This is a genomic window from Pseudomonas sp. NPDC087817 (assembly GCF_044742875.1).
Lineage (GTDB): Bacteria > Pseudomonadota > Gammaproteobacteria > Pseudomonadales > Pseudomonadaceae > Aquipseudomonas.
This window is the reverse complement of sequence record NZ_JBIUVJ010000010.1, coordinates 38,040-61,963: the sequence shown is the minus strand read 5'-3', so window position 1 is coordinate 61,963 and position 23,924 is coordinate 38,040. Positions and strand designations below refer to the sequence as shown.

At 60.4% G+C, this 23,924-nt stretch carries 20 protein-coding genes; 9 read left to right on the top strand and 11 right to left on the bottom strand.

Annotated features, from left to right (window positions below):
• Positions 1 to 6: 6 nt before the first annotated feature.
• From ACIONG_RS11085 to ACIONG_RS11075, 3 genes are all read left to right on the top strand, one after another.
• Positions 7 to 867, top strand: coding sequence for a CsgG/HfaB family protein (locus ACIONG_RS11085; protein WP_401299179.1), 861 nt, complete (start codon positions 7 to 9; stop codon positions 865 to 867).
• A 1,220-nt stretch (positions 868 to 2,087) separates the two neighbouring features.
• The gene (locus ACIONG_RS11080) at positions 2,088 to 2,459 is read left to right on the top strand and encodes a DUF6124 family protein (protein ID WP_401299176.1); all 372 of its coding nucleotides are present in this window, start codon (positions 2,088 to 2,090) and stop codon (positions 2,457 to 2,459) included.
• 181 nt (positions 2,460 to 2,640) lie between these two features.
• Positions 2,641 to 2,859 (top strand): hypothetical protein, encoded by a 219-nt coding sequence (locus ACIONG_RS11075; RefSeq protein ID WP_034152590.1) that lies wholly within the window; start codon positions 2,641 to 2,643, stop codon positions 2,857 to 2,859.
• A gap of 75 nt (positions 2,860 to 2,934) precedes the next feature.
• Here the strand turns inward: ACIONG_RS11075 and ACIONG_RS11070 are convergent, their stop codons facing one another.
• The 6 genes from ACIONG_RS11070 to ACIONG_RS11045 all read right to left on the bottom strand — a co-directional run bounded on the left by ACIONG_RS11070 (position 2,935) and on the right by ACIONG_RS11045 (position 9,318).
• A complete protein-coding gene (locus tag ACIONG_RS11070; protein WP_082341417.1) occupies positions 2,935 to 3,219 on the bottom strand; it encodes a type II toxin-antitoxin system RelE/ParE family toxin in 285 nt (94 codons plus the stop codon).
• Complete coding sequence (locus ACIONG_RS11065) at positions 3,209 to 3,415, bottom strand: hypothetical protein (protein ID WP_034152589.1); 207 nt, start codon at positions 3,413 to 3,415, stop codon at positions 3,209 to 3,211. The genes ACIONG_RS11070 and ACIONG_RS11065 overlap by 11 nt, the downstream gene beginning before the upstream one ends.
• Positions 3,416 to 3,685: 270 nt before the next feature.
• Positions 3,686 to 5,137 (bottom strand): curlin, encoded by a 1,452-nt coding sequence (locus ACIONG_RS11060; RefSeq protein ID WP_401299172.1) that lies wholly within the window; start codon positions 5,135 to 5,137, stop codon positions 3,686 to 3,688.
• A 28-nt stretch (positions 5,138 to 5,165) separates the two neighbouring features.
• The gene (locus tag ACIONG_RS11055; protein WP_401299169.1) at positions 5,166 to 5,630 is read right to left on the bottom strand and encodes a curlin; all 465 of its coding nucleotides are present in this window, start codon (positions 5,628 to 5,630) and stop codon (positions 5,166 to 5,168) included.
• A 71-nt stretch (positions 5,631 to 5,701) separates the two neighbouring features.
• Positions 5,702 to 7,936, bottom strand: a complete 2,235-nt coding sequence (locus tag ACIONG_RS11050) for an Ig-like domain-containing protein (RefSeq protein ID WP_401299166.1) — start codon at positions 7,934 to 7,936, stop codon at positions 5,702 to 5,704.
• A 35-nt stretch (positions 7,937 to 7,971) separates the two neighbouring features.
• Positions 7,972 to 9,318 carry a hypothetical protein gene (locus ACIONG_RS11045; RefSeq protein WP_401299163.1) on the bottom strand — a complete coding sequence of 449 codons (1,347 nt, stop codon included), beginning with the start codon at positions 9,316 to 9,318 and terminating at the stop codon, positions 7,972 to 7,974.
• Between the two features lie 553 nt (positions 9,319 to 9,871).
• Between ACIONG_RS11045 and ACIONG_RS11040 the strand changes: the two genes are divergently transcribed.
• The 5 genes from ACIONG_RS11040 to ACIONG_RS11020 all read left to right on the top strand — a co-directional run bounded on the left by ACIONG_RS11040 (position 9,872) and on the right by ACIONG_RS11020 (position 18,575).
• On the top strand, positions 9,872 to 11,320 hold the full coding sequence (locus ACIONG_RS11040) for a sensor histidine kinase (protein WP_103305809.1): 1,449 nt from the start codon (positions 9,872 to 9,874) through the stop codon (positions 11,318 to 11,320).
• Positions 11,321 to 11,680: 360 nt separating this feature from the next.
• Complete coding sequence (locus tag ACIONG_RS11035) at positions 11,681 to 14,488, top strand: multicopper oxidase domain-containing protein (protein ID WP_401299160.1); 2,808 nt, start codon at positions 11,681 to 11,683, stop codon at positions 14,486 to 14,488.
• Positions 14,485 to 15,588, top strand: a complete 1,104-nt coding sequence (locus ACIONG_RS11030) for an SCO family protein (RefSeq protein WP_103305811.1) — start codon at positions 14,485 to 14,487, stop codon at positions 15,586 to 15,588. Before ACIONG_RS11035 ends, ACIONG_RS11030 begins: the two co-directional genes overlap by 4 nt.
• Positions 15,589 to 15,682: 94 nt before the next feature.
• On the top strand, positions 15,683 to 17,176 hold the full coding sequence (locus tag ACIONG_RS11025) for a sensor histidine kinase (protein WP_401299157.1): 1,494 nt from the start codon (positions 15,683 to 15,685) through the stop codon (positions 17,174 to 17,176).
• On the top strand, positions 17,145 to 18,575 hold the full coding sequence (locus ACIONG_RS11020; RefSeq protein WP_103305813.1) for a sigma-54 dependent transcriptional regulator: 1,431 nt from the start codon (positions 17,145 to 17,147) through the stop codon (positions 18,573 to 18,575). Before ACIONG_RS11025 ends, ACIONG_RS11020 begins: the two co-directional genes overlap by 32 nt.
• A 156-nt stretch (positions 18,576 to 18,731) precedes the next feature.
• On the opposite strand, the gene ACIONG_RS11015 is transcribed toward ACIONG_RS11020, so the two are convergent.
• Entirely contained in the window at positions 18,732 to 19,079 is a 348-nt protein-coding gene (locus ACIONG_RS11015; protein WP_401299153.1) for a hypothetical protein, read from the bottom strand.
• 246 nt (positions 19,080 to 19,325) lie between these two features.
• On the opposite strand from ACIONG_RS11015, the gene ACIONG_RS11010 reads away from it, so the two are divergent.
• The gene (locus tag ACIONG_RS11010) at positions 19,326 to 20,132 is read left to right on the top strand and encodes a class I SAM-dependent methyltransferase (protein ID WP_103305815.1); all 807 of its coding nucleotides are present in this window, start codon (positions 19,326 to 19,328) and stop codon (positions 20,130 to 20,132) included.
• A 222-nt stretch (positions 20,133 to 20,354) separates the two neighbouring features.
• Here ACIONG_RS11010 and ACIONG_RS11005 read toward each other — a convergent pair whose 3' ends face one another.
• From ACIONG_RS11005 to ACIONG_RS10990, 4 genes are all read right to left on the bottom strand, one after another.
• Positions 20,355 to 21,047, bottom strand: coding sequence for an N-acetyltransferase (locus tag ACIONG_RS11005; protein ID WP_401299149.1), 693 nt, complete (start codon positions 21,045 to 21,047; stop codon positions 20,355 to 20,357).
• A 114-nt stretch (positions 21,048 to 21,161) separates the two neighbouring features.
• Entirely contained in the window at positions 21,162 to 21,953 is a 792-nt protein-coding gene (locus tag ACIONG_RS11000; RefSeq protein ID WP_401299146.1) for a ChbG/HpnK family deacetylase, read from the bottom strand.
• On the bottom strand, positions 21,925 to 23,109 hold the full coding sequence (locus ACIONG_RS10995) for a GNAT family N-acetyltransferase (protein ID WP_401299143.1): 1,185 nt from the start codon (positions 23,107 to 23,109) through the stop codon (positions 21,925 to 21,927). Before ACIONG_RS10995 ends, ACIONG_RS11000 begins: the two co-directional genes overlap by 29 nt.
• A 4-nt stretch (positions 23,110 to 23,113) precedes the next feature.
• Positions 23,114 to 23,803, bottom strand: a complete 690-nt coding sequence (locus ACIONG_RS10990) for an N-acetyltransferase (protein ID WP_213028207.1) — start codon at positions 23,801 to 23,803, stop codon at positions 23,114 to 23,116.
• Positions 23,804 to 23,924 lie beyond the last annotated feature (121 nt).

The following is a 23,924-nucleotide window of genomic DNA, read 5'->3' as shown; positions in this document are numbered from 1 at the left end:
ATGGACATGAAAAAAATAATCGCGCTAGGGCTGATGTTGGCGACATTACAAGGGTGCAGTCTGCGTGAGCCGATGCCGGCCGAGCAGGACACCGAAACCCCGACCCTGACTCCAAGGGCCTCGACTTATTACGACTTGCTGAAGATGCCGCGCCCCAAGGGGCGGCTGATGGCGGTGGTGTACGGCTTCCGTGATCAGACCGGGCAGTACAAGCCGACGCCAGCGAGTTCGTTTTCCACCAGCGTGACCCAGGGCGCGGCGTCGATGTTGATGGACGCGATGCAGGCCAGTGGCTGGTTTGTGGTGTTGGAGCGGGAAGGTCTGCAGAACCTGTTGACCGAGCGCAAGATCATTCGCGCGTCGCAGAAGAAGCCGAATACGCCGGTGAATATTCAGGGTGAGCTGCCACCGTTGCAGGCGGCGAACATGATGCTCGAGGGCGGGATCATCGCTTATGACACGAATGTGCGTAGCGGTGGGGAAGGGGCACGGTATTTGGGGATCGATTTGCAGCGTGAGTATCGGGTGGATCAGGTGACGGTGAATTTGCGTGCGGTGGATGTGCGCAGCGGGCAGGTGTTGGCGAATGTGATGACCAGCAAGACGATTTATTCGGTGGCGCGCAGTGCCGGGATTTTCAAGTTTATCGAGTTCAAGAAGTTGCTTGAGGCTGAGGTTGGGTATACGACGAATGAGCCGGCGCAGTTGTGTGTGTTGTCGGCGATTGAGGCGGCGGTGGGGCATATGGTGGCGCAGGGGATTGAGCGGCGGTTGTGGCAGGTCGCGGGGGACGCTTCTACGCCTGGGCAGGATGATGTGTTGAATCGGTATTTGAGTCAGAACAAGGTTGATCCGGATGCCGAGTGAACGTGGCGGCCTTCGGGCCGACCAGGTTCTTGCAGAGGTTGGCGGGGCTGATGATATTGAGAAAGTCGCCAAAACCTGTGGGAGCTGGCTTGCCAGCGATGGCGGCCTTATAGCCGACCAATCTCTGGCAGATGTACCCAGTTTCAACTGTGGGAGCGAGCCTGCTCGCGAAGGCTTTTTGTCAGGCGGTGGGGTTCTTTCTGATTGAGTACATATCCGTTTCTGCGGTAATGGCTGCTTAGGGTTCCGCCCTTACGGCGGGTCACTTTTTCCAGACGCCGAAAAAGTAACCAAAAAGGCTTGCTCCTGCGTGCGGCCCGCTCGCTGGGGCTCGGGGTTCCTTCGCTGCGGGATCGATCCGGGCGCAGCGCCTACGGTTTGCTTCGCTGCACCTCCTCTCGCTGTGTTTGGCTGCGCCAAACGGTCGCTGCGCTCCCACGCCCGGATCAATCCCTCCACTCAGCCTTCCGACGTCGCCCGTGGATCAAGATCAAGAGCTGCAGCCGAGCTAACGCTCATCCTGTTGAGTGGTGAGGAGCACAGCGTGCTCGGCTTTTGATCTTCGTAGGAGCTGGCTTGCTCGCGAAGGCGGCCTTACAGCCGACCAATCTCTTGCTGACAGAGCGCGATTCAATTGTAGGAGTGAGCCTGCTCGCGATAGCTATCTCTCAGACTCAGTTGCCATTGCGGATGTACCCAAATCCTTGTGGGAGCTGGCTTGCCAGCGATGGCGATCTACGAGCCGACCAATTCCCGCCGGTTGCACACATTCACTGTAGGAGCTGCCGAAGGCTGCGATCTTTTGACTCTGATTTTTTAAGATGAATATCAAGATCAAGATCAAAAGATCGCAGCCTGCGGCAGCTCCTACACATGCGTATTTCAATTCGGGATGTTTAAAGGATGTTTCGTTTTTGCAGAACCTTCCCACAAGGTTTTCAGGTTGTCCGTCGGACGTCCGGTCACTAGCCTGTGTTCGTCGCTGCCAATTCAGTGACCGGGCGTGGAAACCCGAGTAACTACAGAGCGCACTAGCGCCATTCATAACGTATCCTTGCGCACCTTCACTGTGTGCACTTTGTTATGGCGGCTGTGCGTGGGAGACCTTGTGTCTGCCGGGTTGCCTCTGTCCCGGGTTTCCAACCTGCGTACAGCTGCCACCTATTCGCTTGGAAACCGAATGGGGGACCAGCTATAACCGTCATACAGGGTAAATAATCATGAAAAAACCAACACCCAACCCCCCAGAACCAGACACCAACACCACATCCCCCTACGCCTCCGTCGACAGCAAAAAACTCCACGAAGCCGCCGACCGCGCCCTCGATTTCTACCTCAAGCCCACCGCCCACATCATGTCCAGCGCCAACGAGCCGGAACCCATGTACCTCGCCAACCCCAGGTACAACACCGAATCCCTGCTCGCGAACGCCAGCGAAACCCTCGGCTCGGCCAGCGAAATGCTCATCAACTTCGCCGCTTCGCTGGAAAACTCACAGCGCAAAACCGCACTGGGCATCGCTCAAGTCGTCATGCTGGGCGAACTCGCCGTCAATCAAGCGCTGGATCACGTCGAGTTGAAGGATGGCTGATTGATCGTTCCCACGCTCTGCGTGGGAATGCAGCCCTTGACGCTCTGCGTCAAATTCGCGAGTTGGAACGCGGAGCGTCCCGAGAGGCATTCCCACGCAGAGCGTGGGAACGATCAAAAGCGTAATGCCGATTTTGGCTACTCTACTGCTTCCTGACGGCTAACTATTTTTTGAGGAGCGTATGGACCTTTCACCACCACTCGAAATCGACAGCGCAGCCTATGCAGAATTCTCAGTTCTGTGGGAAATGGGTTCTTTTGATAACCAGCGATTGGGACAAGCCTTCTACAACCATTTTCGCCTCCATCGGTTAAACGATCAGGTTTTGTTACAGGGACTTTACGAGGCTGACGGCAAGAAGGCTCGAGCTGCAATAAATCGCATATTTCATCTCAATTAACTGAGTACTGAGATACAAAAAAAACCGTACTTCCACGGGAAGCACGGTTTCTTGTGTTGAGACGAGGAAGCGATCTTAACCGGGGTCGCGTCGAGGGTACTCCTGACGCGCATGCAAGATGCTCACAATCTCAATGTGGTCCGCCACTTGATAAACGACGAGATAGTTCGGGCTTACGACAATCTCTCGAGTGCCGGGAGAGCGGCCTTTGCGATACAGGTGTGGATGCCAACAAAGCGCAGATGTAGTTTTTACGACGGACTTGTGAAGTGCAGTCGCCGCTACAAAATTTCGCTCGCCAATGTACTTAAGGATTTTCGAGAGTTCGACCCTGGCCTTGGGTCGCCACTTAATCTGCATCAGCGCTTTTGCGCATTGATTCCATCAAGGCATTTATTTCCTCCATCACCTGCTCATGGGGAATACTCGGACGCGGATCATCGAGAGAGGCCTGTACTTCGGCCCGAAACCAACGGTCATAACTTGCAGCCTGCTCCTCGGGATCAAGATCCGAAACAACCGGGCACAGTGGGTCGATCAAAGACGGGTCGATCATGGAACCTCCGGGTTTGGTGCCTCGAAGTCTATTCGTTAACGGTATCGATGTCGTCGCTGTCTGGATGAATTGCATGTAGGCCAAGCTCCATGAGGATCAAGTTGTCCCGGCAAATCCTAGAGCCTGTACTTCCGACGGCCAACCGCCAGAACTTGTCAGAAAACTCCCCGAATTTCTGAAAACGTTCCGTTTTCCGTAGGACGCAACTCAAGCGTCAGCGCAAAAAAAGCCGCGACCCTCAGCAGGTCGCGGTTTTCCAACACCCAACCCCTACTGCTGCAAAACCGTCGCCTGGTTAGCCGACCCGAACTGCTGAATATTCGCCGTCTGCGTAACCCCACTCTGATCCACATTGGCAATGTTCCCCGTCCCGCCCTGGGTCACATACGCCACGTTCATCGTATCCGCCTGTTTCACAGTGATCTGGTTATCACTGCCATACAACTGCGCGGTATACGCCTGGTTCCCCGACCCCGATTGATCAAATTCGGCGCTGTTCCCCGTTCCATTCGAAGAGCCCTGCACCAGGTTGCCGGTCCCGCGCTGATCCGAGATCAAAATGTTGTCGCTGCCATTCTGATCAAAATAAAGCTCGTTATACGACTCGGCCTGACTGACCGTGGTCTTGTTGCCGGTCCCGGTCTGATGCGTGGTCATCACATGCCCAACCCCATCCTGAGTGAAGCTGGCGATGTTGCCATTGCCCGCCTGAGTCACTGTCGCGCGTTGGTTGCTGCCGAACTGCCCACCCGATTGCGGGCCTTTCCAGTTGCTGGCGTAGACCTTGTTTTCGTTGCCCACGGAGGTGGCGCTGAGCACGTGGCCCTCGCCGTTTTGGTAGGTGAAGTGCACGTTGCCGTTGCCGACTTGATACAGCGCCAGCGTCGAGTTGATCGATTCGAACTGGTCGGCGTAGATCGCGTTGCTGTTGCCGACCTGCGTCACGGCGGCGCTGTTGTTTTCGCCGAAGCTTTGGTCGACCACGGTTTCGTTGCTGTCGCCGTATTGGTTGATGGTGGCTTGGCTGGCCAGTTGCGAGTCTTGCCAGATTTCGGTGCCGTTGAGGTTGCCGAACTGGTTGATGGTGATGTTGCCGCCGGTGCCGTTGCGTTGGTCGCCGTAGGCGTAGTTGCTTTCGCCAGCCTGGTTGATGCCGATCTGGCCGCCGTTGTGGGTGACTTGTTCGGCGGTGCCGTAGTTGGCGGTGCCGTACTGGGTGATCACTGAGCTGTTGCCGACGCCTTCATAGAGTTGTTCGATGTTGGCTTCGTTGCTGTCGCCGTACTGGAAGGTTTTGCCTTCGCTGCCGTTTTGCGAATCCTGATAGACCAACGAGAAGTTGCCGGTGCCTTGCTGTTGTTGCAGCGCGCTGTTCGGTGAGCCGAAGCCCAGTGACTGGCTGGCGTGGGCGGTGTTGAAGGCGCCGACCTGTTGCTGGGTGATGGTGGCGTTGTCTTCGTAAAGTTGTTCAGCGTAGCCGGCGTTGTAGTCGCCGACCGCGTCCTGGGTGATCACGCTGCTGGCGTGGTCTTGCACGGCGGCGGCGTCGTTGCCCTGGCCCAGTTGGGTCTGGGTGGCGGTGCTGAACGGGGCCTGCGTCTGTTTCACATCCGCGATGTTGGCGGTACCGGCCTGGCTTTGGTTGGACAGGCTGTCGTCGGCCATGGCCTGGGCACTGATCATGACCAGGAGGGCGGCGGTGAGGGGCGTCAGTTTGAACATGATTGAACTCTCCGATGATTTGCAGTGCTTAGCGGTATTGCTTGACCGAAACGCTCATGCCGTTGCCCGACTGGGTCACGGCGCTTTGCAGCCCCGCGCCGGCCTGCTCGATGCTGGCGTCGTTGTTGTTGCCGTTTTGCGAAATCTGCGCGCGGTTGTGGTTGCCGTTCTGAGTGATCGAGGCGGCGTTGCCGGAACCGTTCTGGTTGATCAGCGCCATCAGGTCGCTGCCCTGTTGCAGGATGTACGCTTCCTGATTGCTGCCCGACTGCACGATCTGCCCAAGCAGCGACTGCCCGTTCTGTTGCAGCAGGGCGACGTTGGCCTGGCCGAGCTGGTCGATCAGGGCTTGCTGACCCACGGGTGGGGGCAGTTCGCCGAGGTCGCTGCTGGTCGGGGCCAGGTCGTCGTTGTCCATCAGGTCGTCGGCGCGCACGCCTGCACTGCTGCACAGCAGGAGCAGGCAAAGCAGGGCGGCGGTCGGCGTGTTCATGGCGAAAATCCCGGGTCATGAAAACTGGCCCACCGGCCCGGTCGCGATGACCGGGTGGTGGGGGCGGAGGGTTACTGCACGGTGACCGGGACGGTGCGCACGGTGCCAGGCGTCGTGCGGATCGTTGCGGTCGGGTTGGCCGACGGCACCACGGTGGTGTTGGTGACGGTCAGTCTCCAGCGACCGGTCAGTGGCACGGTCGTGGTGCCGAGGGTCACCAGGCCGGTCGGTGTGGTGACCTGCACGGTGACGGTGTTGCCGAGGATCACCGAGGACGTTCCCGAGAAGTCCCAGGTGAAGCGATTACCGGCCCGTGCGGTCACGGTGGCGGTGGTGACGGCGAAGTTCTCCGCTGGCGCTCTTGGCGACACCTGCACGGTGACCGTGGCCGGTGTCGACAGGGCGCCGAAGCTGTCCCGGGCGACGTAGGTAAAGGTCGTGGTGAAGGCGGTCAGGATGACGGCTGGTGGGGTGTAAGTGACCACGGTACCGTCGGTGGTGACGCTGCCGCGACCGAGCGCCGGCTGGGTGACACTGGCCACGGCCAGCGGCACGTTGCCTTCCGGATCGGTGTCGTTGGCCAGCACACTGATTGGCACGGTCAGGCCTGCCGTTGCGATGCTGTCGGCGACGGCGGTGGGCGCCTGGTTCGGGGCGACGGTGATGGTCACAGTGGCCGGATTGGCCGAGGCCAGCCCTTTGGCGTCCTGCGCTTTGTAGGTGAAGGTCGTGGTCAGTGGCGCGTTGACCACGGCGGGTGGGGTGTAGACCACGGCTGTGGTGCCACTGAGCACGACGGTGCCTTGGCCGGCTGCCGGTTGGGTCAATGCGGTGATGCTCAGCGGCGTGTTGCCGTCGGGATCGCTGTCGTTGGCCAGCAGGTTGACGGTCACCGGCACGCCGAAGCTGGTACTGCCGGTGTCGGCGTTGGCGATTGGCGCCTGGTTGGCGCCGGTGTCCGGTGCGGTGCCGACGACGACAACGGGCTCGGTGTCACTGCCGCCGGCGGCGGATTTCACCGTCACGGTGGCCGGTGGCTGAGTCAGGTCGGCGACGGTGATGCGCTGCAGGGTGCCGGTCTTCGACAGGCGTCCATAGCCTTGGGCAACCATGTCCGGAACCGCCACTTCATCGGTCGATGTCGCTTCGATCAGCAGGCTGTGATTGGCCCAGCTGTAACGCGCGGTCTGCACTTTCACCACGTCGGTGAGCTTGGCCGACACAGCGGTCGGACGCGTGGTCCCGGCCGGGTTGGTCGCAGTCACCACCACCACGGGCGGCACGGCACCGCTGCCCAGGCGTTGGCCGAAGAACAGCCCGGTGTTGTCACCGGTCAGGCTGGTCTGGCACGGCGTTGGTGGTGGGCCGGGGAGTAGCGCCACGGTTTCACGGAAACACAGGGTCGAGCTGCTGTCAGCCTTGGCGAACACTTCGGCACGCACCCCGGCCGAGGTGCGGCGATAGGTGGCGCGGTCGATGTCGACGTGAGTTTGCTGACGGCTGTCGAGCACCTTGCCGGCGACGGTGAACAGGTTGGTCTGAATCGTACCGGCGCCGGACGGCCCGACGATGCGTACGAAGTTGGTGTCGAACGGGCTGCCGGTCACCGCTTCGGTGAGGTTCGGGTCGCCGACGAAGGTTTCGACGCCGCCGGTATCGGGGTTCACTTCGGTGTACGGGCCGTTGATGCTGCGCAGGAACGGCCCTATGGCGCCGTTGAGGGTGCCGCTGAAGTCGCCCGGCGCACCGATGCCGATGTCCTTGGTGATATTGATCGCCCGGCGCCCGGGGGTGGTGACGTTAACCGTCTCCACACCATACGGGTGAGTGATGGTGTAGGTGCCGGCCACGGGGACGTTCACCCGGATGCGGATCCGCGCGAAGCTTTGTTGATCGCCATCCGTCGGGTTTTCCGAGGCAAACGCCGCTTCGATCCCGGCGACATAAGCGTCCATGCCAAAGCCGGCGCCGTTGTTGGGGATAGTGGTTTCGGCGAGAAACCAGAAGGCTTCCGGCGGCCAGTTGTCCGGGAACACCATCGGCAGGCTGTCGTCGTAGATGCCCGGTTCCGGCAGCAGGGTGCACATGTAGGCCGGTGGGGTGCTGGCCGCTACCCGCGAACTGGCGGCACGCGACTGACAGAGTTCCATCGACAGTTGATTGCTGTCCTGATACCACATCGGGAATTTCCCGGTGGCGAAGGTGTAGGGGCCGGGGTCGACGGCGGCGAGTTGCGCATAGGCACTGCCGGTCAGCGAGAGAGCGAGCCCGAGCGCGTTGAGCGCGAAGCGTGGCCACTTGTTCATGATGCCTCCTGATGCGGATCTGGGCATGTGAGCGTTCATTGCACGATGACCACTTCTTCGGTATCGCTGCCGCCGTTGGACGACGTCACGCGGACCTTGGCTGGCGGTATCGGCGAGATCCCGGTGGCCAGGGTTTTCACCGCGCCGTCGCCGCTCAGCGCACCAATCGCGGCGCCGCTGATGGAGGTTGCGGTGAGTACCGGTGGCGAGGTTTCGTCACTGGTCGAGGCCACCAACGTCAGTTGCCCGGAGCTGAGGCTGTACTCGGCGCGCTGGATCACTACCAGGTCGGTCAGTGTCATGGGCAGGGTGGTCGGCGTGCTGCTGGCGATGGCCAGGTGGTTGTCGGCGGTCACTTGCAGGACGCTCGGCAAGGTCGGGTTGGCCGACGATTGCGCGTACCAGGCGCCGGTGGAGTTGGCTTCGGTCATGTTCAGCACCGGTGTGGTGCTGGTCACGGCGACGGTGCCGGGCGCTGGCGGCGCCTGGACGAAAACGTCCTGCTGAGCGACCGGCGCGCTGGTCCCCGCTTTGCGCGAGTAAGTGCTGCGCTGTGTGATCATTGGCGTTGGCCGGACCACCGTCGACAATTTGCCGGAGACGGCGAATGCGGTGGTGCGCAGGTCCAGTCCGTTCGGGCCTTCAATACGCACGTAGTTGGTGTTGAACGGGCTACCGGTCACCGCTTCGGACAGGTTCGGGTCGCCGACGAATTGTTCGGCGGCGCCGGTGACCGGGTTGGTCTCGGTGTACGGGCCGTTGACGCTGCGCAGAAACGGGCCGATGTCACCCTTGAGCGCGCCGTCATAGGTTTTCGGCGTGCCGATGCCGATGTCGCGGGTCATGTTGATCGCGCGACGGCCGGGGGTGTCGATGTTGAACACGTCAACACCATACGGGTGGGTGATGACGTAGGTGCCGGCAGTGGGCACATCGACGCGAATGCGGATCCGCGCGAAGCTGACTTGATCACCTTCCACCGGTTCTTCGGCGGCGAACGCGGCTTCGACGGCGCTGACGTAGGTCAGGTCGATCCCGCGTGCGGCGTCGACAAGGTTGGTTTCGCCGGTGAACCAAAACGCTTCATCGGGAAAGTTGCTCGGGAAGACGATTGGCTGGGTGTCGTCGAACACGCCGGGGGTCGGCAGCAGGGAGCACATGTACGAAGGTGCGCCCGGTGTGCTTGGCACTCGCGAGCTGAGCGCTTTGGACAGGCACAGATCCAGAGTGCGACCGTGGGTGTCCTGATACCAGCTGGCGAAACCGCCGTTGGCCGCCGCATAAGGACCGGGGTCAACAGCAAACAAAGCGGCCTGAGCAATGCCCTGGGCCAAGGCGCTCACGACCAGGACGGTCGCGGTTTTGGACAGTAAAGGGTGCATGAGTTAATCCCTCTATCAAAGTACCTGCCCCTTGGGGATGGGTCAGTTGCACAGGGCCTGTACACCTTCCATGCCAAGGTGCGGTGGACGGGCGGGAGAGGGCCGGTTTAGAGGGTTTGGCGGGCGTTTTGGCGAAGTTTGTGGCCTGCGGGGAAAGGGCGTCATTCCCCAGAATCGGGGACGGTGGGGATGAACACTGAACATCTGTCGTACACCGACCCTTGTAGGAGTGAGCCTGCTCGCGATAGCGGTCTTCCTGTAGCAAAAATGTTGACTGACCCACCGCCATCGCGAGCAGGCTCACTCCTACAGGGTTCTTAGGTGAACACTAAATATGTGAACGACCGTAAATCCTGTGGGAGCTGGCTTGCCAGCGATGACGATGGATCAGTCGACATCCTCGGCACAGACAAACCGCCATCGCTGGCAAGCCAGCTCCCACAGGGTTTTTGGTGTTTGTGGGATCAGCGCAATCGGGTCGATATCCCCGCATCCGGGCAAACCCCCACCCGTGGGCTATAACCCTATAGGGACGTATCGGGAAGTCGCCGCCATGAATATGCAGTCGAAATCGCTTCCGGTTGAGGAGGGCACGCTACGGTTGGGTTCGCGCAAGCAACCGTTCAACCTGCTGCGCTGGTTTTCGCTGATCAGCATGGCGGTGATCGGCACCGTGGCCATCGCACTCGGGATGGTTTCAACGCGTTTCGTGATCGATGAAAGTGTGCAGCGCGATGCCTTGCTCACCGCGCAATTCATCCAGGCCATCGCGTCCGCCGAAGTGCGCCACGTGTCGATTCCCAATATCCGCACCATGGGCGAACTGCTCGATCCGCGTCAGGACAAGGACTTCCCCGATGTCGATCCGCAGGCCCGGGCAGGGGCGCGGGGGGAATTTCTCGATCACATCGAACACTTGCCGGACGTGATCCTCGCCAATATCTACGCGCCGGACCGGCTGGTGATCTGGTCAACCAATCCGGCGCTCGTCGGTACCAGCATTCATGCCGACGAAGACCTCGATCGCGCGTTCAATGAAAAGATTCCGGTGTCGGCCAGCTACCACGACGTTGACAAGGCCCGGGAGGAACAGAAGTTCATCATCCCGCCGGATTACATCTTCATCGAGAACTACATTCCGCTGTTCGACGCCGAGGGCAAGAACGTCACGGCGATGGTCGAGATCTACAAGGAACCCAAAGACCTGATCGCGCGCATAGAGCGCGGTTTGACCTTGATCTGGCTGGCCACCGCGCTCGGCGGCGGACTGATTTATCTGGGCCTGTACTGGATCGTGCGGCGCGCAGCGATTCTGCTCGCCGCCCAGCAAAAACAACTGATCGCCAATGAAACCTTTGTTGCCCTCGGCGAGATGTCCTCAGCGGTCGCGCACAGCTTGCGCAATCCGCTGGCGACCATCCGTTCCAGTGCCGAACTGGCACTGGAGTTCGACGCCGGCCCGGCTGAAAAGAACATCAAGGACATCATCGGCCAGGTCGACCGCATGTCGAAATGGGTACGCGAGTTGCTGCAATCGCTGCGTCCGCTCAACGATGACCCGGAACCGGTGAACCTTGTGGCGGCGTTGCACGAAAGCCTCGTCGCCTTCGAACAGCAGATCGCCAGGGCCGGCGTTACAGTGGTGTTTCATCCGCAGCACACACCGATGGTGCTCAGTCAGCCGGTGCAGTTGACGCAGATCCTCAACAGCCTGCTGGCCAATGCGCTGGAGGCGATGGACAAGGGCGGCACGTTGACCGTCAGCCTTGAGCCGAGCGGCGACCGTGGTGTATGCGTGGTGCTCAGCGACACCGGCAAAGGCATGAACGAGGAACAACGGACCATGGCGTTCCGGCCGTTTTTCACCACCAAATCGGGGGGCTTGGGCGTCGGCCTGGTGCTGGTCAAACGCATCATGGAGCGCTTCGGCGGCGGCGTGACCCTCGACAGCCGCGAAGGCGAGGGCACCACCGTGCGCCTGGCCTTCCAACGCGTCCCCTGATTTACACCTTCCCCCTGTGCATGATCGTTCCCACGCTCTGCGTGGGAATGCCTCAAGGGACGCTCCGCGTTCCAATGGGACGCAGAGCGTCCCGGGCTGCATTCCCACGCAGAGCGTGGGAACGAGCAAGAAGCCATGTTGACGACTGCTGCGCAGTCGAGCGGGAGCAAGCTCCCTCGCCACAAGAATTCATACGCTCGATAATTTTATGAACTTCCCCCCACCAATGGGTGTCAAGCCCCGGTCACCGGGGAGTGGGGGAACCCACAGCGTCCCCAAGCCCCTGTAACAACTGGAAATAAATTCTTGGCGCACTAGTTGCAAAACACCATCACCCCTTCCTTGATGAGGCGGCTGGTGATGGACAGAGCAACGCGTGACCTAAGCAATACCTTCCGGTTGACGCCACTGAGCGTCTTTCTGATGTTGACCCTCGGCACCATGACCGTGGTTCAGGCGAGCCCGATTGATGATGAACGCCAGCCCGAAACGTCCGATCCGTCGGCGTACTACGACGAGCCGGCGGACGAGCCGACCGCCCTCAACGCCATCCTGACCATGCCCGAGGCCAACGAAGACTCCTTCGATTTGCCCGACGGGGTCAAAGGCACGCGAGACTCGACCCGCACGGAAAACGTTCTGCCGCCCACCGTGCAGACCAGTTTCAACTACCCCACCAACGGCAAACCCAGCCCGCTTTATGGCGCACAGCCGTTCAGCCAGCAGTTGCTGCTGTTCGAGGAATTCGGCCCGGAAAAACTCGACCCGACCACCCCGGCCGCACCGTTGCCCTTTCCGCCGGCCGCGATCGGCCCGGCACCCGCGCAGGACCCGAACAACATCGCCCGCAGCGCACCACCCGGCACGGCGCTCGATGCGTTCTTGCGCCAACCGGGGCTGACGCCGTTCCCCAGCCAGTTCTCCAACGTTGTCGACCGCAATCCGTGGCAGGCGCAGATCGAAGTGTTCCTCAACCGCCACATCGGCTCCTCCGCTGAAGGACGGCCGCCAGGAAAAGGCTGGTCGCACCAGCGCTGGAACGAGTTCTACCCGCAAGTCGCCTACAAAACCGTGCAGACCGGCGCGCGCCTCAACGGCGGCCTGCGTGACAGTCGGCAAATGCACGGCTATGCCCTGGGCGAGTTCGGCCCCGGCGGTCTGTACCACAACGTCGCCGGCGTACCGGCGACCGATGGCACCGCCAAAGGCGTCGACCCGCGCTTCCACCCGAACATGCCGGTGCAGAACCACAATTCGGTATGGACCTTCGACGGCACGCTGCCGCCGAAACTGTTGATGGTGCGCTACGGCCAACCGGTGATGATGCGCCACTACAACGGCTTGCCGATCGACCCGTCGGCCAACCGTGGTTTCGGCCTGCACACCATCAGCACCCACGAGCACAACGGCCACGCGCCGGCGGAAAGTGACGGCTATGCCAACGCGTTTTTCTTCCCCGGCCAGTACTACGATTATCGCTGGCCGATCCAGCTCGCCGGTTACGACAGCATCAACACCAAGGCGGAAGACCCGCGCGCGGCGTTCCCCTGTGCGCCGGGCGAGACCCTGTGGGTCAACGATCTGGCCCCGGCGAAGAAGACCTGTAATAACGGCACCATCAAGATCCGGGGCGACTGGCGCGAAACCATGAGTACCCACTGGTTCCACGACCACATGCTCGATTTCACCGCGCAGAATGTCTACAAGGGCAACGCGGCGATGATGAACTACTACAGCGCGCTGGATCGCGGCAACGAGTCGGTCAACGACGGTGTCAACCTGCGCTTCCCCAGCGGCAGTGCCTTGCCGTGGGGTAACCGCGACTACGACATCAACCTGGTGTTCGCCGACAAGGCCTGGGATCAGGAAGGTCAGTTGTGGTTCAACCCGTTCAACACCGACGGCTTCATCGGCGATCAGGTGCTGGTCAACTGGCAGTGGAAACCGACCCTCGACGTGCGCGCACGCAGCTATCGCTTCCGCATTCTCAATGGCTCGGTGTCGCGCTATTTCAAACTGGCGCTGGTGCGGGAAATCAAAGGCAGTGGCGGAGAGTTCCAAGGGCCGAAAAACTCGGGTCTGACGTACAGCCGCGTGCCGTTCCACATGATCGCCAACGACGGCAACATTATGGAACACAGCGTGCCGTTCGACGGCAGCATGGACCTCGACGCCGACGGCGATAAACAGAACCACAACGCGATCCTGCCGACCCAAGGCATCGCCGAGCGCTTCGACATCATCGTCAACTTCTCGAAAAACGGCATCAAGCCTGGCGACAAGCTGTTCTTCCTCAACCTGCAGGCGCAGGACGACGGCAAAGGCCCGAAAGAAATGATCCCGCTGGCGGATGTGCTCTCGGAGAAATACCTGCCGGTGATCAAGCAAACCAGCAAGGGCCCGCAGTGGGACAAGGGCGATCCGGCGGTGGGCAAGGTTTTGCAACTCAACGTCAAGGCCTACACCGGCCAGGATCTGGCGATGAACCCGGCAGCCTACGAACCGGCCAAACCCGGCAAGGCTGAAGGGCTGGTGATGATCCCGCTGAAGATCCATCGCGACAACGCTGCCGATAAGGCGCTGCTGGCCAAGGCTCGCCACCGTACCTTCACCTTTGGCCGCGCCGATGGCACCGATGAAGCGCCGTGGACGGTCAAGACCGATGGTGGTTTTGGCTACCACATGGACCCACGTCGCCTGAACGCCTCGACCCAGTTGTCCAGCGGCCCGACCGATGCCGGCGTCACCGGATTCGGTACTCTGGAAGTCTGGAACATCAAGGCCGGCGGCAAGGGCTGGAGCCATCCGGTGCATGTGCACTTCGAAGAAGGGATCATCCTCAGTCGCGGCGGCAAGGCACCACCGGAATGGGAGAAATGGGCGCGCAAGGACGTCTACCGGATCGGTTCCGAAGCCGATGGCCTGGACAACGTCGAAATGGCGATCAACTTTCGCGAGTTCGCCGGGACGTACATGGAGCACTGTCACAACACCCAGCACGAAGACAACTCGATGCTGCTGCGTTGGGACCTTGAAAAACCCGGGCAACTGCAGTTGATGCCGACGCCTCTGCCGAGCTGGGACGGCGTGCGCTACGTCAACTCCGCCGCGCTGCCAACCTTCCGCAATGGCGACGGTTACGGCCCGCAAGTGGTGGTCAAGCCATGAACCGCCGCCACGGTGACAGCCAACCGCTGCATACCCCGCGCTCCCGGGCGCTGGGCATGCACCTGGTGCTGGTGCTGGTGGCCTGCGTGCTCGGCAGCCGCGTGCTGCTCGCGCACCAGGCCAGCGTTGACGCAACGGCAGCGACCAGCGAATCCGCCACCCCGTGGGGAGGCGACTATTTCCCCAACACCTTGCTGACTGATCAGGACGGTCGGCAGGTGCATTTTTTCGATGACCTGATCAAAGACAAAGTGGTGGTGATCAATTTCATCTTCACGTCCTGCAGCGACTCTTGCCCACTGGAAACCGCGCGCTTGCGTCAGGTGCAGAAACTCCTCGGTGATCGGGTCGGCCAGGACATCTTTTTCTACTCGATCAGCATCGACCCGCTCAGCGACACCCCCGAAGTGCTCAAGGCCTATGCGCAGCGCTTCAAGGTCGGCCCCGGCTGGAAGTTTCTCACTGGCGAATTCGAAGACGTCACCGACCTGCGCAAGAAGCTCGGGCTGTTCATCGAAGGCGTCGACAACGGCCGCAGCAAGGATCACAACCTCAGCCTGATCGTCGGCAACCAGACCACCGGGCGCTGGATGAAAGCCTCGCCCTTCGAGAATCCGTGGATCCTCGCCGATCAATTGGCCAACACTCTGCAGAACTGGAAACAGCCGAGCATCGAAGAAAGTTACGCCGACGCCCCGGACATTCGCCCGCCGAGCAATGGCGAAGAACTGTTCCGCACCCGCTGCGCCTCGTGCCACAGCCTCGGCCCCATGGATGGCCAGGGCCTTGGCATGCGCAGCATCGGTCCGGACCTGATCGGAGTGACCCGCAACCGTGATCCGCAGTGGCTGAATCGCTGGATTCGCGAACCGGATCGCCTGCTCGCGGAAAAAGACCCGACTGCCCTGCAACTCTACGAACAGTTCGAGCGAATTCCGATGCCCAACCTGCGCCTCGACGAGGCATCTGCGCAGTCGATCATCGACTTCCTCAGCGACGAAACCGAGCGCCAGCAACCGTCCGCCAATGCCATGGCCGACGGTGCATTGACGCCAGTAAAACCGGACCATGCAGCCGCGACGGTGAGTCAGATGCGGTAGCGGCGAAATAGCATCATTGAACCGTGTGTCGCGGTCAGAGCCACCTACACTGATGGCTGTAACTGGCTCGATACAAAACCTCCAGGGCACTCCCATGCAGCGACTGGAAATACAAAAAACCTCCGCGCCGGACACGCCGGCGGCAATGGGCAAGAGCTGGCGCGAACAGTTCAATCTGCTGCGCTGGTTCTCGCTCGCGAGCTTTTTGATCATCGCCGTCGTGGCGGTGGGGCTGGGGTACATCTCGACGCGTTTTGTGGTGACCGAAAGTGTCGAGCGCGACGCCTTGCTGACCGCGCAATTCGTTCAGGCCATTGGCTCGGCGGAAATACGCCACGCAGGCATCACCCCGGCACGCACCATGGGCGAAATGCTCGATCCACGCCAGGACGACAACTTTCCCGATGTCGATCCCGTTGCCCATGCAGCGGCGCGCGCGGAGTTTCTCGACCATATCGAACACCTGCCAGACATTCTTCTGGCCACGGTGTATGCGTTGGATCGCACGGTAATCTGGTCGACCAATCCCGAGCTGATCGGAGTCAAATTCGAGGATGACGACGAACTCGACGAATCGTTCGAGATGAAAGTCGCGGTGTCCTCCAGTTATCACAAGATCGACGATGAGAAACCCGAGCAGCAGTTGTTGCGCGAACCGAAGTATCTGTTCATCGAGAACTACATCCCGATGTTCAACGCCGACAAAAGCAAAGTCGTGGCCATGGTCGAGATCTACAAGGAACCGGCGGATCTGGTCGACCGCATCGACCGTGGATTTGCCTCGATCTGGGCCGCCACGTGTTTCGGCGGTGCGGCGATCTTTCTGGCGTTGTTCTGGATCGTCCGCCGCGCGGCGAAACTGCTGCAGAGCCAACAGCAACAGTTGATCAGCAATGAGACCTTTGTCGCCCTCGGCGAGATGTCCTCGGCGGTGGCGCACAGCCTGCGCAATCCGCTGGCGACCATTCGTTCCAGCGCCGAACTGGCCCAGGAAATCGCCAGCCCGGGCGCGCAACGCAACATTGGCGACATCATCAGCCAGGTCGATCGCATGTCGCGCTGGGTGCGCGAATTGCTGGTGTCGCTGCGGCCGATGAATGACGACGGCGAGGCGGTTGACCTGCTGATGGCGGTCGAGGACACCTTTGGCGCCTTCGAGGCGCTGATCAAACGCAGCAACGTCGAAGTGCGATTCACTCCGCAAAACTGCGCGCCGGTCGTCAGTCAAAAGGTGTTGCTCACGCAAATCCTCAATAGCCTGTTTGCCAACGCCCTGGAAGCCATGCCCAAGGGCGGTGTGCTCAGCGTCGAATTCGAATCGCCGCAGCCCGACAGTGTGCGCCTGACCGTGAGCGACACCGGCAAGGGCATGAGTGCGCAGCAGCAACTGTTGGTGTTCAAACCGTTTTTCACCACCAAACAGGGCGGCCTCGGGGTTGGCCTGGCGTTGGTCAAACGCATCATGGAGCGTTTCGAAGGTTCGGTCGTGCTGACCAGCCGCGAGCAGGAAGGAACCCGCGTCAGTCTCAACTTCAAAGTGGCAACGGGAGGGGAATATGGAACACAGCATTCTGCTGGTCGAGGATGACGAACTGCTGGCCGAGAATATTCAGACCTACCTGGAGCGCAAGGACTTCGAGGTGACTGTCTGCCATTCGGCTGAAGATGCGCTGGAGCAATTGAACAGCTTCATGCCCGACATCGTGCTGACCGACAACTCGCTGCCGGGCATGAGTGGGCATGACCTGATCCAGAAGCTGCGCATCAGCGCGCCAGATCTGAAAGTGATCATGATGACCGGCTACGGCAACGTCGAAGATGCCGTGGTGGCGATGAAGGAGGGCGCCTTTCACTACGTCACCAAACCGGTCGCGTTGCCGGAACTCAAACTGCTGCTGGACAAGGCTCTGGCCACCGAACGGATGGAGCGCACGCTGTCGTTCTACCAGGACCGCGAGGCGCAGAAATCCGGGGTGCAGGCGCTGATTGGCGACTCGGCACCGATGCAGTATCTGAAGAACACCATCGGGCAGTTGCTCGACGCCGAGCGGCGCATGGCCAACACCGATCTGCCGCCGGTTTTAGTCGAAGGCGAGACCGGCACCGGCAAGGAACTGGTAGCTCGCGCCCTGCATTTCGATGGGCCGCGTAGCAAGGGGCCGTTTATTGAATTCAACTGCGCGTCGATTCCGTCGAATCTGGTGGAGTCGGAGCTGTTCGGACATGAGAAGGGCGCGTTCACTGATGCCAAGGACCGTCGCGTCGGTCTGGTGGAAGCGGCAGATGGCGGCACACTGTTTCTCGATGAGGTCGGCGAGATGGATCTGCTTTTGCAGGCCAAGCTTTTGAAGCTTCTGGAAGACCGGACAATTCGCCGGGTCGGCTCGGTGAAGGAGCGCAAGGTCAATCTGCGGGTGATCAGCGCGACCAACTGCAACCTTGAGCAAATGGTGCAACAGGGCAAATTTCGCCGTGACCTGTTTTTCAGGTTACGGATCATATCGATCAAAGTGCCGCGCCTGTACGCCCGGGGCGACGATATCTTGCTGCTGGCGCGGCACTTCCTCGCCAGCCACGGCAAACGCTACGGCAAACCGAATCTGCATTTCAGCCAGCAGGCCGAGGAGTTGCTGCTCAGTTATACCTGGCCGGGCAATGTGCGCGAACTGCGCAACATGCTTGAGCAGACCGTGCTGCTGGCACCGAGCGACACGATTGCTGCGCATCAATTGAACGTGTGCATGAGCCTGGTCGACGAACCGCCGCTGCATATTCATGAAGTGCCGATGCACTACGAACCTCGACCGGCGAGCAACACCGAATCGATGAACCTGCCGGAAGTCGAACGCGACATGGTGCGCAAGATGCTCGATAAGACCGACTGGAACGTCACCAAATCAGCGCGCCTGCTGGGCCTGAGCCGCGACATGCTGCGTTATCGCATCGAAAAACTCGGCCTCGCCCGCCCGGATAAACGGCAGTGGTAAAAGTGGTGACCGCCTGCACCCAAAACCCTGTGGGAGCGGGCTTGCCCGCGATGAGGTAGTGTCAGTCACCAGATAGATCGGCTGACAGGACGCCATCGCGGGCAAGCCCGCTCCCACAGGGTTTTGTGGCGTCTGGTTAATACTTGGTAATCAGGATCAATGCTGCTGCCGGCTCAGACACTCCAGCAAACAACCCGGATCCAGCACCTCGTCATTCACGTAAATCCCGCGCTCGGCATCGTACGTGCGAATAAACACCCGCACCGTCGCATCCGCCACGGTGGGCAATTGCGAGTCGTAGAACACGTGATCATCCGGAATCACCACAAAATCCTGCGGCGCCGTGTCCTCGTAAGGCTTCGGCGGCGTTGCGTTCAAGGAATACGGAGCAGGGTGAGCAAAGGGCTGGTTGGGCCCGTAGTAAACAAAATTGCTGTCCAGCGCTTGCGCCTGATTGGCAGCGAGCAGACAGCCGGTCAACAACAGCCGATCGAGCATTTGCATGGCGGCACCTGCGAGTGCGGTTTTCCCCAAGGCTATTAACTATAGCTGCCCGCCATTCAAACAATCAGATATGTAGGAGCTGCCGCAGGCTGCGATCTTTTGATCTTGACCTTTAAAAACAAGATCAAAAGATCGCAGCCTGCGGCAGCTCCTACACGAATTGGCTTACAAGTTTGCAACAACCGTAATTGCCGGGCTGATCTAGACTCGGATCCGCTCAATCACGAGCATCGTCCGGAGTGCGCCATGGAAGTGCCGAACAATAAAACCGCCATCGAGAGCAATCGACAGGCGTGGAACGATTCCGCCCGCCATCATCAGGATTCGCCTGACTGGCAGGCCTTGTTGAACGACGTTGCGCAGGCAGAATTCTCTTGCCTCGACGACACGTTGCGCGGCTTGCTGGAGCAAGTCGGGGTTGATGGCAAAGACGTGATCCAGTTGGGCTGCAACAACGGGCGCGAAAGCCTGTCGCTGTTCGCCCTCGGTGCGCGCGGGGTTGTCGGTGTTGATCAATCGGTGGCGTTCCTTGAGCAGGCCCGTGAACTGAACCGCCGCTCAGCGCACAACGCCGAATTCATCGAAGCCGATATCCATCATCTGCCTGCATCGCTGCAGAATCGCTTCGACGTGGCGCTGATCACCATTGGTGTTCTCAACTGGATGCCGGACATCGGCGAGTTTTTCCGCCATGTCGCCGCGACCCTCAAGCCGGGCGGAAAACTGGTGATTTATGAAACCCATCCGTTTCTGGAAATGGTTGATCCGGATGCGGAAGATCCTTATCGCCTCGCCAGTTCGTACTTCCGCGCTGAACCGTTTGTGCAGGAGGAACCGATTGTCTATGTCGGCAAGGTTGAACAGCAGGCAGCGAAGTCGTACTGGTTTGTGCACACGCTGGGGGCGATTTTCAGCGGTGCTATCGGGGCAGGGCTGAGCATTGCGCATTTCAAGGAATACGCGCATTCGAATCGGGAAGAGGTGTATGACCAGTATCTGAATCAAGAGGCGCAGATGCCGATGTGTTTTACCCTGGTCGCCACTAAGGCCTGAATGCCTTATCGCGCCGACTGGCCTCATCGCTGGCAAGCCAGCTCCCACAGTTTTAGTGTCGTACAAATAATACTGAGTACAACTCAAAACCCTAAGGGGGTTGGCAAGCCAGCTCCCACAGTTTTAGTGTCGTACAAGCAATACTGAGTACAACTCAACCCCTGTGGGAGCTGGCTTGCCAGCGATGGCGGCCGAATAGTCGCCATCCCTTTCAAGGATTTATCAAGCCTGCGCCGCCGCACTCACCACCGGCCGCCCCGGTTTACGCAGTGGGTCAAGACGTGAGCCCTCGTAGCGGCTTTCACGGAAGAATTTCCAGCGACCGAACAGGCAATAAACGTGAGTGACCCGCCCCTGTTCGTGGTAGCCCATGCGGATGTGCAGCTTCAGCGCCGGAATGTTGTGGGTCTCGCAGACATCCACCACCTTGTTGCAGCCCTGAGCCGCCATGGCTTCCCACAGCGCGACCTGCACGTCCACCGACAGACTGCTGCCGAAATAGGCGCGGGTCATTTCGCCACCAAACTCAAAGAATTCGCCAGGCTTCACCGGGAAGGTGCAGCCGTAATAGTGACGGTCGTGATAGTCGCGAATGCTGCCCCAGATAAACGCCACCGCGTGGCCGTCAGCGTCGAGGTACATGTGCCCGGTGTGACCCTCGGCGGCCAGTTCCGCCATGGTCTCCACGCGATCACCGAAATGCTTGCCGAACGCCCCGGCATTCTGAGGCGTGATGTCGACTCTGCGCAGGCCAGCGTAAGGCCGCAGCTTGTGCGGCGGCACCGGGCTGACCAGGTCGCGCTCCATCCACAGCAGTTCCCAATGGAAGAACACGTAGCGTTTCCACAACGTGCCGAAGGTGCGACCGAGGCCTTTCTGGCGGATGCGTTCTTGTAGTTTTTCGATGACACTCATGATGCCCTCCGTGGCCGCAGCCCGGGTGTTGTGGATGGTGCTTTTGTGGGTATAGATCACCTTTGCGAGTACATTTCAAAGTGCCATCTTTGAAAGTATTGCAAGGTATGTAAGTCAATCGAGTGCCGCAGCACCGCGTAGAAAATCCTTGTTCAATTCGGCGTAGGAAACCCGTGGAATACCCGCCAGTCGCTGCTCTAGCACGCGGTTCAGGGATTCGTCGGGGTTGAGGTAAGCGTCACCAAAATCGTCGCCAAGCTGAGTCGGATGAGCGACGATTTCCAGCACACCGTCGGTCGGCGCGAAGTCGTTGCGCAAGTCGATCGGCGTGCACACATAGTCAGCGGTCACACCGGCCAGAACCTGCAAACGCCAATTGAGCAAACCTTTGAACAGCCGTTTCGCCAGGTTGAGGTTTTGCCCCAGATTGCGCGCCAGCCGAATCGGTACGCCCTGATGCGCTGCGAAGCGGGCGACGATTTCGCCGATCGGCCAGATGTTATGCACGTGCTGATGCGAATCGATATGGCTCGGGCGCACGCCATGGTCGACACAACGCTGCCACTGCGCCTGCAACTCTTCACGCACCGCGTCACGATCCTCACGGCTGAGCCACAGACTGTGGCGCGGCAGGCTGAGGTCGAACACACCATGGCTGTCGCAGAACGTTCGGCGCAACAGGATGGCCCGGCTTAACGGGCGCCCGTAAGTCAGGTTGAAGTGCAATCCGACCCGGCCTTCCAGCACAGGGTGCCGGGCCATGGCACACGCCGCTTCAAACGCCGGCATGTTGGCCATCGCCGTGGCAGAACTGATGACCCCGGCCTGAAATGCAGCGAAGATCACCGCGTTTTCATTCGGGCTGAGACCGAAATCGTCAGCGTTGACTATGACTTGGCGAGGCATGTTCGCCCTCCGTGGTGATCGCGACAGGTTTCAGTGTGGGTTTCGCAAGCTCTGCGCGCCGCGCCCGCCAGCCTTGCACGCGCGGCTTGAGTCGATGCCACAGTCGCAAGCCCAGACCGAGGACGAGGCCACTCGGCCGCCAGGAGTAAAAGCTCCAGCGCCAGTGCTCCAGTTGTCCGGTCATGCGTTCATGCAGTTGATGGCTGGAGTTTTCCAGGCTGACCCGCGAGGCATCGATCCAGTGCCAGTGCTCGTCCAGCCCCCAGCGAATCCATTCCTCCAGCAACACCCGGCCGCTGCCCAGGTCGGCGTATTGCGGCAGGAAGGCGAGGTTGTAATCGTAGAGTCGACTCTGTTCGAGCAGACCGAGCCGATAGCTGATGCACCGCCCGTTCAGCTCCAGCGTCACCAGCCGCACCAGGCCTTGGCCGGCGAGGGCGGTGAAGGCGCGCTCGATCAGGAGTCGACTGCGTTCGCTGGCAAAAATCCCGACGCCTTCGTCACCTTTCCAGCTCACTGCTTCGACTTCACTGATCGCCTGCAACAGGGGCCCCATGGTGACTGCATCCGGAATGATCCGCCGCACCTCGGCGCCACACGCGGCAATCCGTTTACGCGCCCGGCGCAGTTTGTAGCGTGGATCGCCGGAGACTTCCTGATGATCCGCCTCGCTGATCAGATGTACCGGCACCCGACAACTCAGGCGCCGCTCAGCGGTGGAGCTGCGCGTCATCCATTCGGTCAGCACACTTTCCTCACCGGCAGGCTCGGACACTTCATTGAGCTGCAGCTGCGCGTGGGGCACACGTTGGCGGATCAACGACAGCGCCTGGCGCATACCTTCGCTGTCCAGTAGCGACAGCAGCGCGAGGCGATCCGCCAGCGGATAACCCAAGTGGTGCAGCACCCGGAACGGCACGCCGAAAAAGCGCTCGCGACTCGCCACCAGCGGCAGGCACAGACGCAATTCATCCGTCTCCCAACCCAGCAGGATGTGCAGACGCTCACCCTCACCGAGTGCCTGCTCGGCCGCACACAACCAACCGAGGTTGTTGAACGGCGTGTGATCCGTCACCCGCAGGCGCAGCGCTTCATACGCTGCTGCCGGGAAATCGGCGGCGCACAGTGAAGTGCACCATTCGAATCGCGTCGCCATAGGCTCAGGCCGCCGTAGCTGTTACAGGTGGACGGGAAGGTTTGCGCAAGGCATCCAGACGCGAGCCGCTGTAGCGGGTTTCGCGATAGAAGCGCCAGCGGTTGAACAGGGTGTAGACGTTCATGATCCGCCCCTGTTCGGTATAGCCCATGCGCAGGTGCAGCTTGAGCGCCGGGATGTTGTGGAACTCGCAGACATCCACGACTTTGTCACAGCCTTGCGCGGCCATGGCTTTCCACAGCTCCAGTTGCAGATCCACCGACAGCTCAGAGCCCCAATAGGCACGGGTCAGTTCACCGCCAAACTCGAAGAACTCGCCGGGTTTCACCGGGAACAGGCAGCCGTAGTAATGGCGGTCGAAATAGTCCCGCGCACTGCCCCAGATAAACGCCACGGCATCGCCCTGATCGTCCAGGTGCATGTGCCCGGTGTGGCCCTCGTTGGCCAGTTCCGCCATGGTGCCGACCCGGTCGCCGAAGTAACGGGCGAAGGCGCTCGCGTTGTCTGCAGTGATCTTCACCACCCGCAACGGCGGGTAGGGCTTGAGGCTGTGCGGCGGCACCGGGCTGACCAGATCGCGCTCCATCCACAGCAGCTCCTGGTGGGAAAAGATGTAGTGCTTCCAGGCCTTTTTGACGGTGGCAGACAGTCCTTTCTGCTTGATGTGTTCGCTGAGTTTGCTGACGATGCCCATTGTGCGTACTCCGGAGTTCCGGCAAGGCGAACGACTGTGGCGAGGGGCTCTGTGGCGAGGGGATTCATCCCCGATGGGCTGCGCAGCAGTCGTCGCTTTTAGCCTGTAAATGCGGGGCCGC

Excerpts from the sequence above, each read along its gene's own strand:
- ACIONG_RS11085 (WP_401299179.1), top strand. The coding sequence starts at position 7 with ATGAAAAAAATAATCGCGCTAGGGCTGATGTTGGCGACATTACAAGGG.
- ACIONG_RS11080 (WP_401299176.1), top strand. The coding sequence starts at position 2,088 with ATGAAAAAACCAACACCCAACCCCCCAGAACCAGACACCAACACCACA.
- ACIONG_RS11075 (WP_034152590.1), top strand. The coding sequence starts at position 2,641 with ATGGACCTTTCACCACCACTCGAAATCGACAGCGCAGCCTATGCAGAA.
- ACIONG_RS11070 (WP_082341417.1), bottom strand. The coding sequence starts at position 3,219 with ATGCAGATTAAGTGGCGACCCAAGGCCAGGGTCGAACTCTCGAAAATC.
- ACIONG_RS11065 (WP_034152589.1), bottom strand. The coding sequence starts at position 3,415 with ATGATCGACCCGTCTTTGATCGACCCACTGTGCCCGGTTGTTTCGGAT.
- ACIONG_RS11060 (WP_401299172.1), bottom strand. The coding sequence starts at position 5,137 with ATGTTCAAACTGACGCCCCTCACCGCCGCCCTCCTGGTCATGATCAGT.
- ACIONG_RS11055 (WP_401299169.1), bottom strand. The coding sequence starts at position 5,630 with ATGAACACGCCGACCGCCGCCCTGCTTTGCCTGCTCCTGCTGTGCAGC.
- ACIONG_RS11050 (WP_401299166.1), bottom strand. The coding sequence starts at position 7,936 with ATGAACAAGTGGCCACGCTTCGCGCTCAACGCGCTCGGGCTCGCTCTC.
- ACIONG_RS11045 (WP_401299163.1), bottom strand. The coding sequence starts at position 9,318 with ATGCACCCTTTACTGTCCAAAACCGCGACCGTCCTGGTCGTGAGCGCC.
- ACIONG_RS11040 (WP_103305809.1), top strand. The coding sequence starts at position 9,872 with ATGAATATGCAGTCGAAATCGCTTCCGGTTGAGGAGGGCACGCTACGG.
- ACIONG_RS11035 (WP_401299160.1), top strand. The coding sequence starts at position 11,681 with ATGGACAGAGCAACGCGTGACCTAAGCAATACCTTCCGGTTGACGCCA.
- ACIONG_RS11030 (WP_103305811.1), top strand. The coding sequence starts at position 14,485 with ATGAACCGCCGCCACGGTGACAGCCAACCGCTGCATACCCCGCGCTCC.
- ACIONG_RS11025 (WP_401299157.1), top strand. The coding sequence starts at position 15,683 with ATGCAGCGACTGGAAATACAAAAAACCTCCGCGCCGGACACGCCGGCG.
- ACIONG_RS11020 (WP_103305813.1), top strand. The coding sequence starts at position 17,145 with ATGGAACACAGCATTCTGCTGGTCGAGGATGACGAACTGCTGGCCGAG.
- ACIONG_RS11015 (WP_401299153.1), bottom strand. The coding sequence starts at position 19,079 with ATGCAAATGCTCGATCGGCTGTTGTTGACCGGCTGTCTGCTCGCTGCC.
- ACIONG_RS11010 (WP_103305815.1), top strand. The coding sequence starts at position 19,326 with ATGGAAGTGCCGAACAATAAAACCGCCATCGAGAGCAATCGACAGGCG.
- ACIONG_RS11005 (WP_401299149.1), bottom strand. The coding sequence starts at position 21,047 with ATGAGTGTCATCGAAAAACTACAAGAACGCATCCGCCAGAAAGGCCTC.
- ACIONG_RS11000 (WP_401299146.1), bottom strand. The coding sequence starts at position 21,953 with ATGCCTCGCCAAGTCATAGTCAACGCTGACGATTTCGGTCTCAGCCCG.
- ACIONG_RS10995 (WP_401299143.1), bottom strand. The coding sequence starts at position 23,109 with ATGGCGACGCGATTCGAATGGTGCACTTCACTGTGCGCCGCCGATTTC.
- ACIONG_RS10990 (WP_213028207.1), bottom strand. The coding sequence starts at position 23,803 with ATGGGCATCGTCAGCAAACTCAGCGAACACATCAAGCAGAAAGGACTG.